Below are 14,811 nucleotides of genomic sequence, written 5' to 3'. Positions count from 1 at the left end.
GCGGGCTCCTCAGGCCTGACGTGATGGGGATGTGCCTGCCGGATTCTGCTGCAGAGGCTGTTGCAGACACTGCCGCAGCGCCTGCCAGGTGGTCTCGGCCACGCGCTCCCAGGAAAAGCCGGCGGCGTGGGCCAGGCCCAGGGTGCTGCAACGTGCGCGCAGGGCGTCCCCTGCCGGTCCGGGATCGGCAAGCCGGCCCAGCAAGCCGGCCAGGCCGTCTGCATCGTCCGGATGCGTCATATACAGGGCCGCCTCTCCGCCGGCCTCTGGCAGGCTGGCCGCGGTGGTGGTGACCACCGGGCAGCCGCAGGCCATGGCCTCCAGCACTGGCAGCCCGAAGCCCTCGTACCGACTGGGGAATATCAGCGCCGTGGCCGCGGCGTACAGTCCGGCCAGGTCTTCATCCGGCACAAACCCCAGGCTCTGTATCTGAACCGTGCCTGCTTGCTGCGTGCCCGCGAGCCAGCCACTCCAGCCCACGGACACCAGCGGCATGTCCTGGCCGGTCCGGTCCCGCAGCCGGGCCAGTGCCTGCGGGATGATGGCGGCGTTTTTGCGTGGATCCCCGCTGCCAAGGAACAGGAAAAACCGGGGTGGCAGCTGATATCGCGCCCGTACCCTGGCCACGAGTTCGGGATTCGGCACATGGAAGAGGGCCGGGTCGTGGGCCAGGGGGGTCACGGTGATGCGCCCGGCCGGCAGGTCGGCCCAGGTCTGCAGCTCGCGGGCGGTGAACTCGGAAATGGTCAGCACGTGCGTGGCCAGACGCAGACGACGGCGGAAAAACAGCTGGCTGTACCAGACCCGTTCCCTGGGGTGCCACTCGGGATGTCGCTGCAGGGAAAGGTCGTGCACGGTGAAGAGGGTCGGAAACCCCGGCGGGACCCGGAAAGGGAAAAACGCGGTTTCATGATACACATCCACAGGATGCTCGCGCAGCACCCGGGAAAAGGCCCGTTCTCGCCGGGCATGCAGGGCGAGTCTGGCAGCCAGGGCCATGGGGGCCGGCAGTGCGCGGGCCAGGGCGGCCTTTTTCCCCCAATCGTCCGCAGCGGCCGGGTCGGGCATGGCCGGGCTGGCGGTACAGCCGTCAAAAAACAGAAACCGCGCCTCGTGGCCATGCCCGCGGGCCAGGGCTCCATAGACCTGACGCACATACCGGCAGATGCCAGTGGCCATCTGAACAAGAGGGATGGCATTGACAAGAATTACTGGTGGTGTCACGTGATGAGATCCATGGCAGACCGGGACCGGGCGAGGTTGTTGGCAGTCCGCTCCATACACGGCCTTTGTACCCCTCGCAAGCGGGGAAGGTCGTTGCTGACTTTGCCGGAAGCGGGTAGGGTTGTTTTTATGGGCCAACGTTTCGCCTCCCAATTGAGCGCATGCGCGTTGCCGTGTCTGTGCCTCGTGGCATTGACGGTGCTGCTGGTGATGCCGTTTCGCGCCCCCGTCATCACAGAGCTGATGCCGGGCCGGCCATCGCCGCAAGCCTGGCCGCTGAATCGGGTGGCTCCTGGCGTACTGCAACTGCCTGTTGTCGTGACGGCGCCAGCCCCGGGCGCACAGCTGGAACGGCTCGAATTGCATTTCTCCACCAGTCGCTTTGCCTTGCGGGTTGGCAATGCGACGCTCTCCTTTGCCAATTCGACATGCCGCCTGGAGGCCGGGACCGGCATCCTGTGGGACGATGGGGTGCTGCATCTTGCGCCAGTCCCGGGCACCTGCGCGGCATTGCCAGAACACACCGCCTCGGCCGGCATGCTGGAAGTGCGGTTGCTGGACCACGGCACGGTGTCGCTCGTGATGACCTCGGATGCGCAACGGGTGGGGCTGCTGCGCACGGATGAAGGGCTGGCGGCGCTTGGATTGTGGTATTCGCAGTCGCCGGAATATTCCGCCGGGCCTGTCAGCCGACTGCAGCTGCTGGCGGCCATGTGGGGGGCCAGAGAGACGGGCGCCGGACAGGGAGGGGTGCCGGGCTGGGCGCTGCTTGGCCTGCTGGGGGCGGCTGCAATTGTGGCCTGCTGTGGCATGGGGGTGCGGCGTCGCTGGCCCGGGCTGTGCTGTGGCCTGTGCGCCCTGGGGCTGGCCGTGGCCTATGCGGTCATTGTTCCTCCCTTTCACGCGCCGGACGAACCGGACCATTTCCTGAGCTGGGCCCGCCAATCCGGGCACACGAATCTGGTTGCCGATGCAGAACAGCTTGCACGGACAGGACATTTTCAGCGCATCAAGTCCAGCCATTACGAGCGGTTTGGGTCCCAGGATCTGCAGCGTCCCTACCCCGTGCCCTGGGAGACCCTGGATGCCGCGGGCATAGAACAGGTGACGGACTCCCGGATGGAGAGCCGGTCCACGCTGACCACGGCATTTTGGGGGGCGCTGCAGCCGCTGTTCTCCGGCACCTCCGCCGCGCGGGCCTTGCTGCAGCTCCGGCTGGCCAATGCGGTCTGCTTCGGTCTGGCCGTCTGGCTTGGCGCGGCCCTGCTGTTTCGGAATGCCGGCGGACGGGTACGGCCCTGGTTTGTGTACCTCGTGCCGACCTTGCCATTTTTCGCCATGCATGTTTCCAACTACGCGCAGTTCACCTCAATAGGCGTGGTGCTCGCCTGTGCTGGGCTGGTCGCGTTGCTGCAGGAGCACGCCACCCCGGGTCAGGCCTTCCGCCTGGGGCTTTGGATTGGCGCCGCCGCCTCATTGCTTGTGCTCAGCGCAAGCACCGGCCTGGCTGTGGGGGCATTTCTCATCGCCCTGAGTGTGGCCAGTGCGCCCAGCCGATGGGATTCGTTCCTGGCCATTCGCCGGTTCTGGCTTGGCCTGACCCTGGGGGGGCTGCTGCTGCTGGCCGGCACGGGCACAGAGCAGCTGGGATTGATTTTCCGGGTGCTCGGAACACTGATGGCTGTCGAGGCGTCCTGCGCATGGTGGGTCGTGCCGGCGGGGATTGCGGCCATTTGTGCCACAGGCGCCGCGGTCGAGAGTCTGGCCGCCAGACTGTGCGCAAGGCCCGGCAACGGCACCGGGCATTGCCTGGCCAAGGTGGGCCGGCTGGCTGCCGCCGCATTGGCCATCGCGCTGGCCGTACTGCTTCTTTATTCAGGATTTCAGCACTATGCCGCACACCCGCAACGCTCTCCGCAAGCCGATCTTGGGCGCTTCGTCTGGTGTATTGTCTGCGAGGTGCCAACACTCCTGACCTTCCGCACGCCAGAGGTGCTGCTCTCCCAGACGTTCTGGGGTGGTTTCGGCTGGCATGAGGCCATGTTGCCGGAATGGCTGGTGCAGTTCCTGGCGGGCTGCGCCGGGGTGGGGCTGGTCTGTCTGGCCTGGCTGGCAGCCCGTCAGCGGCAGGGACTGATGGGCTGGCGGGTCTGCTGCTGGCTGGCCGGCTGCTGTGGGTTCCTGCTGACCACCGGCGCGGCCGCTGCGATGGCCGGGGCAGAACGGGGATTGCCGAACATCCATGGCCGGTATCTGCTGGCAGTGTATGCGGTGCTGCTTGCCGGGGCGTTTGCGGGCTGGTCCCTGACCGTGGGGCGCTGGGCCAGAGTTTCCGCAGTGGCGCCGGGCTCCTTCCGGGGCCAGCGGTTCCTGGAAGGGTGGTTGCTGACCGGCTTTGCCTTGACGCTGGTGCTGGCCGTGACGCGATTCAGCTTGGCGCATGTGTTCCTTTGGCTTCCCATTGACTGGCTGCACCCGGTGCTGGCCGCCTTGTTCCCGGTGCTGGGATGGTGGTGGCTGCGTCTGGGGGCGCAAACAACATCATCGACTTTGAACCCGGCAGCAGGGGTCTGCTGGGGCAGGTTGCTGGCGGGGAGCGCGCTGCTGGGCCTGTGCGTGGTCTGGAGTGAGCTTCTCTACGGGCTGCCGTGGGTGTTTGTCAGATATCCATATGGATTTTTTGTCATTTTATGCTTTTGGGGGCTGGTCTGGCTCGGGGTGGCCTTGCGCGTTGTAGATATGGCAGAGACCCCCGCCCCACGCTGGTCACCCGCAGCCGCCACGGTTCTTGCGCATGCCCTGCACCTTGGGGCGCTGTGTTTTCTGCTGCATCGGTATGTGGGCTGATCTGCCAGGACGGCTGGCTGGCCCGGTGTAGACGCATCGGGAGACGGCCAGCACGTCCACCTTTCTCTCCTTGCGAGCACGTCCCATTGCGCCGTATCAGCCCTTGACACAGCCGTGTGCCCGCCTCCATGGACGCCCGGCAATGCCAGCGGGCTACGGGTACTGTTCCTGCCGGGGCGATGCCACAGGTGCAGCCGCACGACCTCCGAAAGACACAAAAAAACCGGGGAGAACAGGTGTCCTCCCCGGCTGCAAGTACAGCGTATCCCGGTACAGTTACTTCTTGGCGACCTCGTGGCAGCCCTTGAGGCAGCCAATGGGGCCGGTCTTTTCGCCCTTGGCTTTCTGAGCCTTGTGGCAGCCGCGGCAGCTGATTTCGCTTTCGCTGTGCCAGGCTTTGTAGAAGCCGCGTTCGTAGGTGCGGTCATCACGGTCCACGTGACAATCGCTGCACTTCTGGAAGTCCCCGCAGCCGTCGAACATGTGGTGGCAGGAAACGCAGGAAACGTTGCGGTGCTTGGCGTGGCTCATATCCACCGAGCCAAAGCGGGGATGCGGCGTTTCACCTTCGGGCGCAGTGAGCACGACCTTGCAGGGCACATCCAGGGCCTGCAAGGAAGGCAGCATGACGCCGCACAGCATGAAACAGCAGGCCAGGCCGATGACGAGGGGCTTCTTGATCATGAAAATTCTCCTCCAGTAAGGTCACTGTCAGGCGCCGACGCCCATGCCGGCTCCCGTGTCGGTCCTTGTCGGCTGAGGCCGCAGGGCCGTCTTCCTATTCCTACCGCCACATTCAGAAAAACATGCGCGCCAAGGCGCACATGGTGTTACCGTCCGCCGTCAGGCTGCCAGGACGCAGCAGCGTTCTTCAGTCACCGCAACCTAATGTGATAGAAGTAACAAGGCTGTCAAGTGGACAATGCAAATCAACCGGGGGGCGCCACCCCGCGAAGTCACGACAGCCGTTGCTTCATGGCCTTTTCGCCCTTTTGGCTGAAAATCTTGTGGCCTGCGTCAGGAAGGCTGGCAGACGGCGAAAATTGATTCCAAAAGGCTATATTTATAATTTGACTAAATAGTTAATGAGGGGAATGCTGCTGCGGGCAACGCGAAGCCACTTGCCAAGGGGGGCAACTTGAGGCATGCGCCTGAGGATGAAGACCAAGCAGAACAAGCTCAAGATGATGGCGAGGCTGTGCGCTGCAAGCCCGGGCCATGACGGCGTGCGGCGGTCTGGCCTGCAAAGCCAGGCGGTGCGTTTGATCCTGCTGCCCGTTCGGATGCTCACGCTGGCGCTGGCATTGGCGGTTTTGCCCGGATGTCTGGGCGCCAGCGCGGGTGATGCGGCGCCGCAGCTTTCCCCCGCGAATGGTGCTGCGCCTGCGGCCAGCGGCGCGCCCCTGGCCAGTTCGGCCAACCCGGCTCCTGCGGCCCAGGTTGCCGCCGCCAGCACGCAAGGCCCTCTGGGTGACCTGGAAAAACGGTTCAAGCTCCAGGGTGTCCGGCAGTATTATGTCAAAAATGAACGGCTGGGGCCGTTGCTGGTGGTGGAAGGCCGCGTGGTCAACGCTTCCCGCGAGCCGGTGGATTTGGTGGAAGTGGAAGCCACCCTCTTTGGCGAGGGCGGCCGGGTGCTGATGGTCAAGCGGTCCATGGCCGGGGTGACGGTGGCGCTCTCCCAGCTGGAGACGTTTCTGGAAGGGGACATCGAAGCCCTGCTCAACGATGAGGCCGGCATCCTGACCACCAATCGGAATGTGGGACAAAACGATTCCGTGCCCTTCATGGTTGTGTTTTTCACCCCGCCGGAAGGGGTGCATGAATTTGCCGTCAAGGTGGCCGCGGCCCAGCCGGCAGAACAGTAGCCGTTCCACGCTGACCCCAACCGCGCCATGCTGGCGCACTGCGACAACACCCCCATGGCCAGCCCATTTCAAGACGTCCGCACCGTGGTGGATCAGGAACGCTGCACCGGCTGCGGGCTGTGCGTGCGGGTGTGCCCCTCGCGCACGCTGCGCATGGTGGAGGGCAAGGCCAGGGTGGTGGGCAGGGCGTCCATCCAATGCGGGCATTGCCAGGCTGTGTGTCCGGCGGATGCCATCACGGTCACCTCCCTGGACCCGCAGACCTACACCTTTTCCAGCTTTGCCGCGGATTCCGCCTGGTCCGGCTTTGGCAAGGATGATCCTGCCGCTTTGATTCGCCTGATGGCCTCGCGACGCTCCTGCCGCAATTTCAAGAGCGCGCCTGTCCCGCGCGAGGTGCTGGAAGATCTGGTCAAATTCGGCATTGCCGCGCCCTCTGGCACCAATTCGCAGCGCTGGACCTTCACGCTCCTGCCAGACCGCGCCGCCGTGGAAGGGCATGCCGAGGCCGTGGCCGGGTATTTCGGCCGGCTGAACAGGCAGGCCCGGTCCGCCTGGCTGCGCCTTGGGCTGCGGCTCATCGGTCAGCCTGAGCTGGAGCATTATTACCAATCCTACTATCCGGCCGTCGCCCTGGCCCTCAAGGAGTGGCAGGAGCGGCGGATTGACCGGCTTTTTCACGGCGCGCCGGCGGCAATCCTGGTCGGCAGTGCCCCGGGGGCGAGTTGCCCGGCCGAGGACGCCCTGCTGGCCACCCAGAACATGCTGCTTGGTGCGCATGCCCTGGGGCTGGGGACGTGTCTGATTGGCTATGCCGTGGCGGCCATGCAGCGCGATGCAAGCATCCAGCGCGCACTCGGCGTACCGGCGGATGAACGCATCCACGCCGTGATCGCCATCGGCTGGCCGGATGAACGATACCGCACGGTGGCGCTGCGTCGGATGCCCGCGCTGCGCACGGCGGGGGAGAACAAATGACTTTGGCGCATGCCCGAATGGCCTTGCTGTGGGGAGGCTCGTTGGTTGCCCTGGTGGTGGGGGGGTTGTATTGGCTGGCCCATCTGAGCACGGGGCTGCCGCCGCCACTGTGGGAATCCGCCCCGATCTGCGGAGTGACTCCCAACTGTGTTTCCAGCAAAACATCGGCCGCGGCTGCCGAGCGGTTCCGCATCGACCCCATCCCATTCCACGGCGGCGCCCCCGAGGCCCTGCGCACGCTGGAGGCCATCCTGCGGGCCACGCCGCGCCTGGAGATCGTGCTGATCGGGCCGGACTGGATTCAGGCCAAGGTCCGCAGTTCGGTGTTTGGCTTTGTGGATGACCTGTATTTCAAGGCAGAAACCAGCCCGCGGCTGGGACATGCACCGGGTGAGGGTGTGTTGCACTGCTACAGCGCCTCCCGAGTGGGATACTGGGATTTTGGCTGCAACCGTCGGAGAGTGGAGCGCATAGCGACCAGATTTGCTGCAGTACAATGACGGAGGGAGTATGGGCGAAGGGGGGGCTGCGGGGGAACGGCTTGCCATGTTGGACGCCATTGCGGCGTCCCTGCCGCCGGAGCACCGGGTGCTGCTGCGAGAGGAGCCCGACCCGGCGCCGCGGCTCAATCTGATTCTGCCGCATTGTTTTGCCAATCACGCCTTTGGTGGCGTGCTTTCGGCCCTGGAGATCGGGCGGACACTGTCGCGCCGGTATCCTGCCTTTCGGTTGGTAGCCGAACACACGCCCGCCTGTGGGGAACCCCTGTTCAATCCGCGGGACTGCTGCCACGAAAGCGTACGCGTCACCCCGGAAGTGCACAGCCTGGCGCGGGGGCCGCTGCCGTGCCACCAGCGCGAGATTTTCTGCTGCACCTGGTGGACCACCACCCTGGCCTGGGAGGCCTACGCCGCTGCCATGGCTGAGGCCGGCCATGCGGCCCCGCCATTTTATTATTGCATTCAGGATTTTGAGCCGGGATTCTACCAGCTTGGCAGCAACTACATGGCCAGCCTGGCCAGTTACCGCCACCGGGATTCCTGTTGCGCCATTTTCAACTCGCCACAACTGGCCCGGTATTTTCATTCGCAAGGTCTGAAATTTTCGCACAGCGTGGTGCTGACTCCCTCTCTCAACTCCGTGTTGCGCGCTATCCTGGACGGCCTGGGTTGGACGGTGCAAAAACCTGCGGCGCCGCTCATGCTGTGCATTTATGGGCGGCCGGAGCAGCCACGCAACTGTTTTGCTGCCATTGTGGATGGCCTCAGCCGGTTCATGCAGGCCATGTCCCCGGAAGAACGCGAGGGAGTGGCCGTGGTCAGCCTGGGCAAGCCACATGCGGATGTGCCGCTGGCGCCCGGGGTGTTGCTGCGCAGCCTGGGAAGACTGCCGCTGGAGGCGTACGCCGCGTTTCTGGCTGGTTGCCATGCCGGTGTGGCCATGATGGCCACACCGCACCCGTCGTACCCTCCCCTGGAAATGGCTGCCTTTGGCCTGGAAGTGTTGACCAATCGTTTTCCGGGCAAAGATCTGTCCGCAAGCCATCCACACATCACCAGTGTGGAGCTGCCTTCCGGTCCGGCCATTGCCGCTGCCTTGCCCGGGGTGCTGGAACGGGCGCGCCTCAGGGCCGGGACCACGTTCCCTGTGCAGCTGCCGCACTGCCTCTCGCCGGAAACCTGGTCCCGCAATGTCCGCGGGGCAGAGATTCCGCATCTGACACCGCCAGCCTGAGTGGACCTGGCTGGCATGCCGGGGACTGTCCAATCTGTCCGGACTGCCCAGGCTGTCTACTGTCTGAGAGCGGCCAGCTTTTCGGCAATGCGCCCGGCGCGGGTGCGTCCCAGGCCCGGCACTGCGGCCAGTTCCTCGGGCGTGGCGGCGAGCATGCGGTCCAGCGTCTGGAAATGATCCCACAACAGCCGGGCCGTCTTGGGGCCGATTCCGGGCGCCTGGAGCAGTTCGCTCTGCAGCACGGCCTTGCCGCGTGAACGGCGGTGGCTGCCGATGGCGAAGTGATGCACCGTATCCCGCACGCGCTGCAGAAAGAGCAGCTCCGGCGCGCCAGGCCTGAGGGGCAGCGGATTCTTGCGGCCGGGAAGATAGATCATGTCATCCAGGCTGTGCCGCTGCCGGCGCAGCCGGGCCGCGCCGTCGGGAGATTCCTCCTCGATGCGGCCCTTGGCGATGGCTGCCAGGGGGAAGGGCGCGGGCCAGGGAGCCCCCTGGAAGCCCTTGTGCGTGCTGGCCAGCTGGCCGCGGCCGCCGTCCACCAGCAGCAGATCCGGCCAGGGCGGTCCGGAAGCCACCCGCCGGGCGGCCCAGGCATGGAGCACGGCGTAGTCGTCTCCAGGCGCGCCGGGCAGGGCGTCCGGGTCAAAGGCGTAGACCTTGGAGAGTTCCTTGCGGTGCTGCCCGTCCACATAGACGATCACCCCCACGCGGGTTTGCTGGCCTCGGGTGTGGGAGACGTCCACGGCCTCGATGCGTCTGGGCGGCTGCGGCAGGTGCAAGGCGCGCTGGACATTGGCCAGCAGCGTCTCGGCATCGTCCACGCTGCGCTCCTCCTGGAGCAGGGCCTCGCGGGCGTTGGTCTGGGCCAGGGCCATGAGTTTCTTTTCCGTGGTGCTGCGCGGAGGCACCAGCCGTACCGGCGCCTCCCGGCGATCAGCAAGCACCTGCACGTGCTCCTGGCTCAGGGGGAAATCCTGTTCGGCGTCTATCTCAGTCAAATCATAGGGAATCAGAATGCGAGGCGGGATGAAGCGGCCGGGCTCGTAATACTGCATGAGAAAGCCGGCCACGGCTTCGGGCCCGTGTTCCAGGGTGAGCCCCGGCCAGATGTACTGTTTTTTGTCCAGCAGCCGCCCACGGCGGATGAAGAGCAAGGCCAGCCCCAGGCCCGTGGACGTTTGCGCCAGACCGAGCACGTCCACGTCCTCTTCGGTATTCAGCACCGCCACCTGCTGCTCCACCGTGGCGCGGACGGCGGCAATCTGATCGCGCAACCGGGCGGCCTCCTCAAACTCCAGGGCCTCGGCCGCGGTGTGCATCTGCTTTTCCAGCAGCTGGAGGAGTTCGCGGGAGCGGCCGGCCAGCAGCATCTCCACGCGTTCGACCATGCCGCGGTAAGCCTCCTTGTCCACCTCATTCACACAAGGCGCCAGACAGAGCCCCATATGATGATACAGGCAGGGGCGGACGCGGTTGCGGAATACATGTTCCGTGCAGCGGCGCAGAGGAAAGATTTGATGAATGGCCTTCCAGGCATCGCGGGCGGTCTTGGCCGAGGTGAACGGCCCGAAGTACACCGAGCCGTCGCGGACCACGCGGCGGGTGATGGTCAGGCGTGGGAATTCGTGTTTCTTCTCCAGTTTGAAAAGCACATACTGTTTATCATCCCGCAGGACGATGTTGTACCGCGGCCGATGCTTTTTAATGAGCGACGCTTCAAGGAGCAACGCCTCTTTTTCCGTCTCCGTGCACAAGGTGTCCAGGGCCACAGCAACCTTGAGCATGGCCTTGGTCTTGAGCGGCAGGGCGTGCTCTTTCTGGAAATAATTGGCCAGACGCTTGCGCAACACGTTGGCCTTGCCAACATAGACAATCCGGCCCTGCGCGTCCTTGAAGAGATAGACGCCAGGAGTCAGGGGGCGGGAGGGCAGGCTGGCTGCCAGGGGATGCGGCGTATGCATGCAGGGCAGATAAAACGGGCCGGGGCGAAGGGCAAGGTGGCGCGGGGCAGGGGGCAAGGAGGGGCAGGAAAGTTTGAGGAAATGTAATGTTTGACCGGACTGCGAGGCGGTTCAGGAAATATAATGTGTTATTTTAGATTTTTGAATTGAAATACAAACAGAACCAGCCGGGCAGGCCGCGGGTCAAAGAATTTTGACCGTATAAAAATTTGGACTGCCGTCAACAAAACGACTTGCCAGAGGCCGGTAAAAGGGAGTAAAGCTGGTGCCGGAAGGTTGAGTTAGGACAAGCAGTCAACCGCTGATGTTCGCAAAAGCAATAGGAGAAAGGCTCATGAAGCGCATTATGACCCTCGCCCTCGCCGCTCTCTTCGTTCTGGGTTCCATCGCCATGGCCCAGGCCGTTGAAGTTAAGGTGAAGGGTAGCTTCCAGTTCAACTGGTCGTACATCGATCTCGGCAGCTTTGGTCCGTCTTACAGCGACACCGACCACTTCGACGCCCGTCAGCGCACCCGCGTGCAGGTTGACTTCATCGCCAGCGAAAACCTGCAGGGCATCCTGATGTTCGAAATCGGTGAAATCCGCTGGGGCAACACCGCCACCTCCGGTCGCGGTTCCGGTGGCGCTCTGGGCGCCGACGGCGTGAACGTTGAAACCAAGCGCGCCTTCATCCAGTTCAACATCCCTGACACCGACCTGCTGTTCTCCGTTGGTATCCAGGGCCTGGCCACCCCCGGCGTCATCGCGGGCTCCCCGCTGTTCGACGACGACGTGGCTGCTGTGCTGGCTCAGTACCCCATCAACGACATGATCACCGTTGGTGCTTTCTGGGCTCGTCTGTACAACCTGACCACCTCCGGCAACCCCGACCCCTGGGATGAATTCGACATGTTCGGCATCCTCGCCCCCATCAAGGGCGATGGCTGGATGATTCATCCTTACGTGGTTGGCGCCGTGGTTGGTCGTGACTACCTGTCCTCCTCCTTCAGCACCGGTACCACCAACAGCCTGATCCCGCCCGCTCTGATGTCCGGCGCTTTCTTCCCCGGCAATCTGGATCAGCGCACCTTCGCCTGGTGGGCTGGCTCCACGTTCGTGCTGGACATGTTCGATCCCTTCACCTTCATGGTTGAAGGCCTCTACGGTTCCGTGGAAGCTGAAGCCGCTGCTGCTGACCGCCGCGGTTTCTATGTGGCTGCTGAAATCGACTACGCTCTGGACTTCATGACCGTGGGTGTCATGGGCTGGTACGCTTCTGGCGAAGACAGCTCCTGGCGCAACGGTTCCGAGCAGATGCCCAGCGTGTCCGGCGACTGGAACCCCTCCAGCTTCGCTTGGGACGGCGGCAGCCTGCTGTCTTCCGGTGGCTTCCTGGCCGGCACCGCTGGTCTGGATGACAACAACCCCATGGGCAAGTGGGGCGTGGCTCTGCTCCTGAAGGACATCTCCTTCGTGGAAGACCTGACCCACCAGATCCGCTTCATCTACGGCGGCGGCACCAACAGCCCCAAGAGCCGTCGTATTCGTGACGTGACCGCCTGGGGTGAGATCATCTCCCCCGTGTCCGGTATCGAACTGACCTCCGACGACATGTTCTTCGAAGTCAACTTCGACCACGAATACAAGCTGTACGAAAACCTGGCCGTCATCCTCGAGCTGGGCCTGATGACCGTGGACTACGGCAACACCCTGTACGCTCCTGCCGACGACGCCACTGGCTTCAAGATCGCCTGGGGCCTGAACTACAAGTTCTAAGACCGCGTTTCGACTGCTTTGTCCTGGCCGGGATCTTCGGATCCCGGCCTTTCTTGTTTTTTTAAACACTCGACTTTTCCTCCGGCCGTCATTATCGAAGGGCCAACCACACACGAGGAGAACCCCACATGCCCCGCATTCGTTGGCGCTACCCCTCTCCCGACTCCTGGCGCGCCATTGCCGCGCACATGGAGCAGCGCAAGGACCCCGGCCTGGACGTGGCCGCCCTGGTCCGGGATATCCTGGCCCGCGTGCGCGCCGAAGGCGACGCCGCCCTGGCGGACTATACCGCCCGCTTTGACTGCCCAGGCTTCACCACCGCCATGCTCAAAGTCCCGGCTGCGGCCCTGGCCGAGGCCCTGGCCAGCGCCGATCCCGTCTTCCAGGCGGACATGGATATCATCAAGGAAGCCGCGGCCAATATCCGCAGCTACCATCAATCCCAGGTCCAGCAGAGCTGGTGGCGGCCGCACGCCGATGGCAGCATTACCGGCCAGCTCGTCCGCCCCGTGGACCGCGTGGGCCTGTACGTGCCCGGCGGGCAGGGCGGGGAAACGCCGCTCATCTCCAGCCTGCTCATGAACGCCATCCCGGCCCAGGTGGCCGGCGTGGCCGAGATTGCCGTGGTCTCCCCCCCGCGCAAGGATGGCACGCTGAACCCGTACATCCTGGCCACGGCCGCACTGCTGGGCATTGAGGAACTCTACGCCACGGGCAGCGCCTGGGCCGTGGCCGCCCTGGCCTATGGCACCCAGAGCATCCGCCCGGTGGATGTCATTGCCGGTCCCGGCAACCTGTATGTGGCCACGGCCAAGCAGATGCTGATTGGCGAGATTGGCATCGACATGATTGCCGGCCCCAGCGAAATCTGCATCATTGCGGAAGACATCCCCGGCCAGGACCGCGCGACCCGCGCCCGCTGGCTGGCTGCGGACATGCTCTCCCAGGCCGAGCACGATGCCTTGGCCTCGGCGGTGTGCATCTCGCCCTCGCTGGAGTTGCTGGACGCAGTGCAGGAGGCGCTGGCAGAGCAGTGCAAGGCCCTGCCACGACACGAAATCGCTGCACGCTGCCTCAGGGATTTCAGCGCGCTGGTGCACGTGCCCGACCTTGCCACCGCTGCCGAGCTGACCAACCGGTTTGCCCCGGAACACCTGGAGCTGGCCGTGGCCGACCCGTGGGCGCTGGTGGGGCAGATTCGTCACGCCGGGGCCATTTTCATGGGGGATTATACCCCTGAACCCGTGGGCGACTATTTTGCCGGCCCCAATCACGTGTTGCCCACGCTGGGCACGGCGCGGTTTGCCTCGGCCCTGGGTGTGGACAATTTCTGTAAAAAATCCAGCATCATTGCCACGTCGCCGGCCTTTTTGCAGGCCAACGGGGACAAAATCGCCCGGTTTGCCCGGCTGGAAGGGCTGGAGGCGCACGCCCGCGCCGTGGAAAGCCGCAAGGGATAATCTTTTTCAGGAGCCGCCATGCACGCTGTTACGCAGACGAACATTCCGGAATATCCGCTCATTCACCGCGGCAAGGTTCGGGATATTTATGAGATTTCGCCGGAAGCCCTGCTCATGGTCACCACGGACCGCATTTCGGCCTATGATGTGATCATGGAGCAGCCCATCCCGCAGAAGGGGGCGGTGCTCAACCAGATTACGCTGTTCTGGATGCAGATGATGGCGCCGGCGGTGAAGAACCACCTGTTGGCCACGGACGTGCAGGATATGCCCGTCCCCCTGCACAAGCACGCCGCCCAGCTGCAGGGGCGGGCGGTGCTGGTGCGCAAGTGCAAGCCCCTGCCCGTGGAATGCATTGTGCGCGGCTACATCACCGGCTCCGGGTGGAAGGACTATCAGAAGACCGGCGAGGTCTGCGGTCACGCCCTGCCCGCTGGCCTGCAGGAGTCCCAGGAGCTGCCGAAGCCGCTGTTCACGCCGTCCACCAAGGCGGACCTTGGCGCGCATGATGAGAACATCACCGTGGAGCAGGCCAAGGCCATCGCCGGCACGGAACTCATGGAACGCGCCGAGGCCATGGCCCTGGAGATTTACACCAGGGGCCGCGAGTACGCCCGTACCCGCGGCATTCTCATTGCGGATACCAAGTTCGAGTTCGGCGTGCTCAATGGCGAGCTGCTGCTGATTGATGAAGTGTTGACCCCGGACTCCTCCCGTTTCTGGCCTGCCGACGGCTACGCCCCCGGCCGTGGCCAGCCCAGTTTTGACAAGCAGTTCCTGCGTGACTGGCTCTCGGCCCAGCCCTGGAACAAGGAGCCCCCGCCGCCGGCTCTGCCCCAGGACATCATCGACCAGACCCGCGCCAAATACCTGGAAGCCTTTGAACGGTTGACGGGTTCGCCCCTGCCGGGTGCGTAGCATTTGAGGAAACAATGACAACGCCGGGAACGGACTGCCTGACCGTTCCCGGCGTTGTCGCGTGG

At 64.4% G+C, this 14,811-nt stretch carries 11 protein-coding genes; 8 read left to right on the top strand and 3 right to left on the bottom strand.

What is annotated here, in order from left to right; all coding sequences use genetic code 11:
- Nucleotides 1-9: 9 nt before the first annotated feature.
- Nucleotides 10-1,224 (bottom strand): glycosyltransferase family 4 protein, encoded by a 1,215-nt coding sequence (locus ACYQ00_RS04460; RefSeq protein ID WP_460030968.1) that lies wholly within the window; start codon nucleotides 1,222-1,224, stop codon nucleotides 10-12.
- 210 nt (nucleotides 1,225-1,434) lie between these two features.
- Between ACYQ00_RS04460 and ACYQ00_RS04455 the strand changes: the two genes are divergently transcribed.
- Complete coding sequence (locus tag ACYQ00_RS04455) at nucleotides 1,435-4,071, top strand: glycosyltransferase family protein (RefSeq protein ID WP_460030967.1); 2,637 nt, start codon at nucleotides 1,435-1,437, stop codon at nucleotides 4,069-4,071.
- Between the two features lie 276 nt (nucleotides 4,072-4,347).
- Here the strand turns inward: ACYQ00_RS04455 and ACYQ00_RS04450 are convergent, their stop codons facing one another.
- Entirely contained in the window at nucleotides 4,348-4,755 is a 408-nt protein-coding gene (locus ACYQ00_RS04450; protein WP_460030966.1) for a cytochrome c3 family protein, read from the bottom strand.
- A gap of 473 nt (nucleotides 4,756-5,228) precedes the next feature.
- Here ACYQ00_RS04450 and ACYQ00_RS04445 point away from each other — a divergent pair, with 473 nt between their 5' ends.
- The 4 genes from ACYQ00_RS04445 to ACYQ00_RS04430 are packed head-to-tail and all read left to right on the top strand — an operon-like array spanning nucleotide 5,229 to nucleotide 8,651.
- Nucleotides 5,229-5,939: a DUF3426 domain-containing protein gene (locus ACYQ00_RS04445; protein ID WP_460030965.1), complete on the top strand. Its 711-nt coding sequence runs from the start codon at nucleotides 5,229-5,231 to the stop codon at nucleotides 5,937-5,939.
- A 27-nt stretch (nucleotides 5,940-5,966) separates the two neighbouring features.
- The gene (locus ACYQ00_RS04440) at nucleotides 5,967-6,917 is read left to right on the top strand and encodes a nitroreductase family protein (RefSeq protein WP_460030964.1); all 951 of its coding nucleotides are present in this window, start codon (nucleotides 5,967-5,969) and stop codon (nucleotides 6,915-6,917) included.
- Nucleotides 6,914-7,417 carry a DUF1499 domain-containing protein gene (locus ACYQ00_RS04435; protein ID WP_460030963.1) on the top strand — a complete coding sequence of 168 codons (504 nt, stop codon included), beginning with the start codon at nucleotides 6,914-6,916 and terminating at the stop codon, nucleotides 7,415-7,417. Before ACYQ00_RS04440 ends, ACYQ00_RS04435 begins: the two co-directional genes overlap by 4 nt.
- Before the next feature lie 46 nt (nucleotides 7,418-7,463).
- Nucleotides 7,464-8,651, top strand: a complete 1,188-nt coding sequence (locus tag ACYQ00_RS04430) for a rhamnosyltransferase WsaF family glycosyltransferase (protein ID WP_460030962.1) — start codon at nucleotides 7,464-7,466, stop codon at nucleotides 8,649-8,651.
- Between the two features lie 56 nt (nucleotides 8,652-8,707).
- Here the strand turns inward: ACYQ00_RS04430 and uvrC are convergent, their stop codons facing one another.
- Nucleotides 8,708-10,612, bottom strand: a complete 1,905-nt coding sequence (uvrC, locus tag ACYQ00_RS04425) for an excinuclease ABC subunit UvrC (RefSeq protein WP_460030961.1) — start codon at nucleotides 10,610-10,612, stop codon at nucleotides 8,708-8,710.
- A gap of 334 nt (nucleotides 10,613-10,946) precedes the next feature.
- On the opposite strand from uvrC, the gene ACYQ00_RS04420 reads away from it, so the two are divergent.
- From ACYQ00_RS04420 to ACYQ00_RS04410, 3 genes are all read left to right on the top strand, one after another.
- A complete protein-coding gene (locus ACYQ00_RS04420; protein WP_460030960.1) occupies nucleotides 10,947-12,368 on the top strand; it encodes an outer membrane homotrimeric porin in 1,422 nt (473 codons plus the stop codon).
- Between the two features lie 128 nt (nucleotides 12,369-12,496).
- A complete protein-coding gene (hisD, locus tag ACYQ00_RS04415) occupies nucleotides 12,497-13,828 on the top strand; it encodes a histidinol dehydrogenase (protein ID WP_460030959.1) in 1,332 nt (443 codons plus the stop codon).
- An 18-nt stretch (nucleotides 13,829-13,846) separates the two neighbouring features.
- Entirely contained in the window at nucleotides 13,847-14,746 is a 900-nt protein-coding gene (locus ACYQ00_RS04410; protein WP_460030958.1) for a phosphoribosylaminoimidazolesuccinocarboxamide synthase, read from the top strand.
- The last annotated feature ends 65 nt before the right edge of the window (nucleotides 14,747-14,811 follow it).

This window comes from Megalodesulfovibrio paquesii, from assembly GCF_054653055.1.
This window is presented reverse-complemented; position numbering and strand designations above follow the sequence as displayed.

Coding starts and splice junctions, on each gene's coding strand:
- ACYQ00_RS04455 (WP_460030967.1), top strand. CDS start 1,435: ATGCCGTTTCGCGCCCCCGTCATCACAGAGCTGATGCCGGGCCGGCCA.
- ACYQ00_RS04450 (WP_460030966.1), bottom strand. CDS start 4,755: ATGATCAAGAAGCCCCTCGTCATCGGCCTGGCCTGCTGTTTCATGCTG.
- ACYQ00_RS04445 (WP_460030965.1), top strand. CDS start 5,229: ATGAAGACCAAGCAGAACAAGCTCAAGATGATGGCGAGGCTGTGCGCT.
- ACYQ00_RS04440 (WP_460030964.1), top strand. CDS start 5,967: ATGCTGGCGCACTGCGACAACACCCCCATGGCCAGCCCATTTCAAGAC.
- ACYQ00_RS04435 (WP_460030963.1), top strand. CDS start 6,914: ATGACTTTGGCGCATGCCCGAATGGCCTTGCTGTGGGGAGGCTCGTTG.
- ACYQ00_RS04430 (WP_460030962.1), top strand. CDS start 7,464: ATGTTGGACGCCATTGCGGCGTCCCTGCCGCCGGAGCACCGGGTGCTG.
- uvrC (WP_460030961.1), bottom strand. CDS start 10,612: ATGCATACGCCGCATCCCCTGGCAGCCAGCCTGCCCTCCCGCCCCCTG.
- ACYQ00_RS04420 (WP_460030960.1), top strand. CDS start 10,947: ATGAAGCGCATTATGACCCTCGCCCTCGCCGCTCTCTTCGTTCTGGGT.
- hisD (WP_460030959.1), top strand. CDS start 12,497: ATGCCCCGCATTCGTTGGCGCTACCCCTCTCCCGACTCCTGGCGCGCC.
- ACYQ00_RS04410 (WP_460030958.1), top strand. CDS start 13,847: ATGCACGCTGTTACGCAGACGAACATTCCGGAATATCCGCTCATTCAC.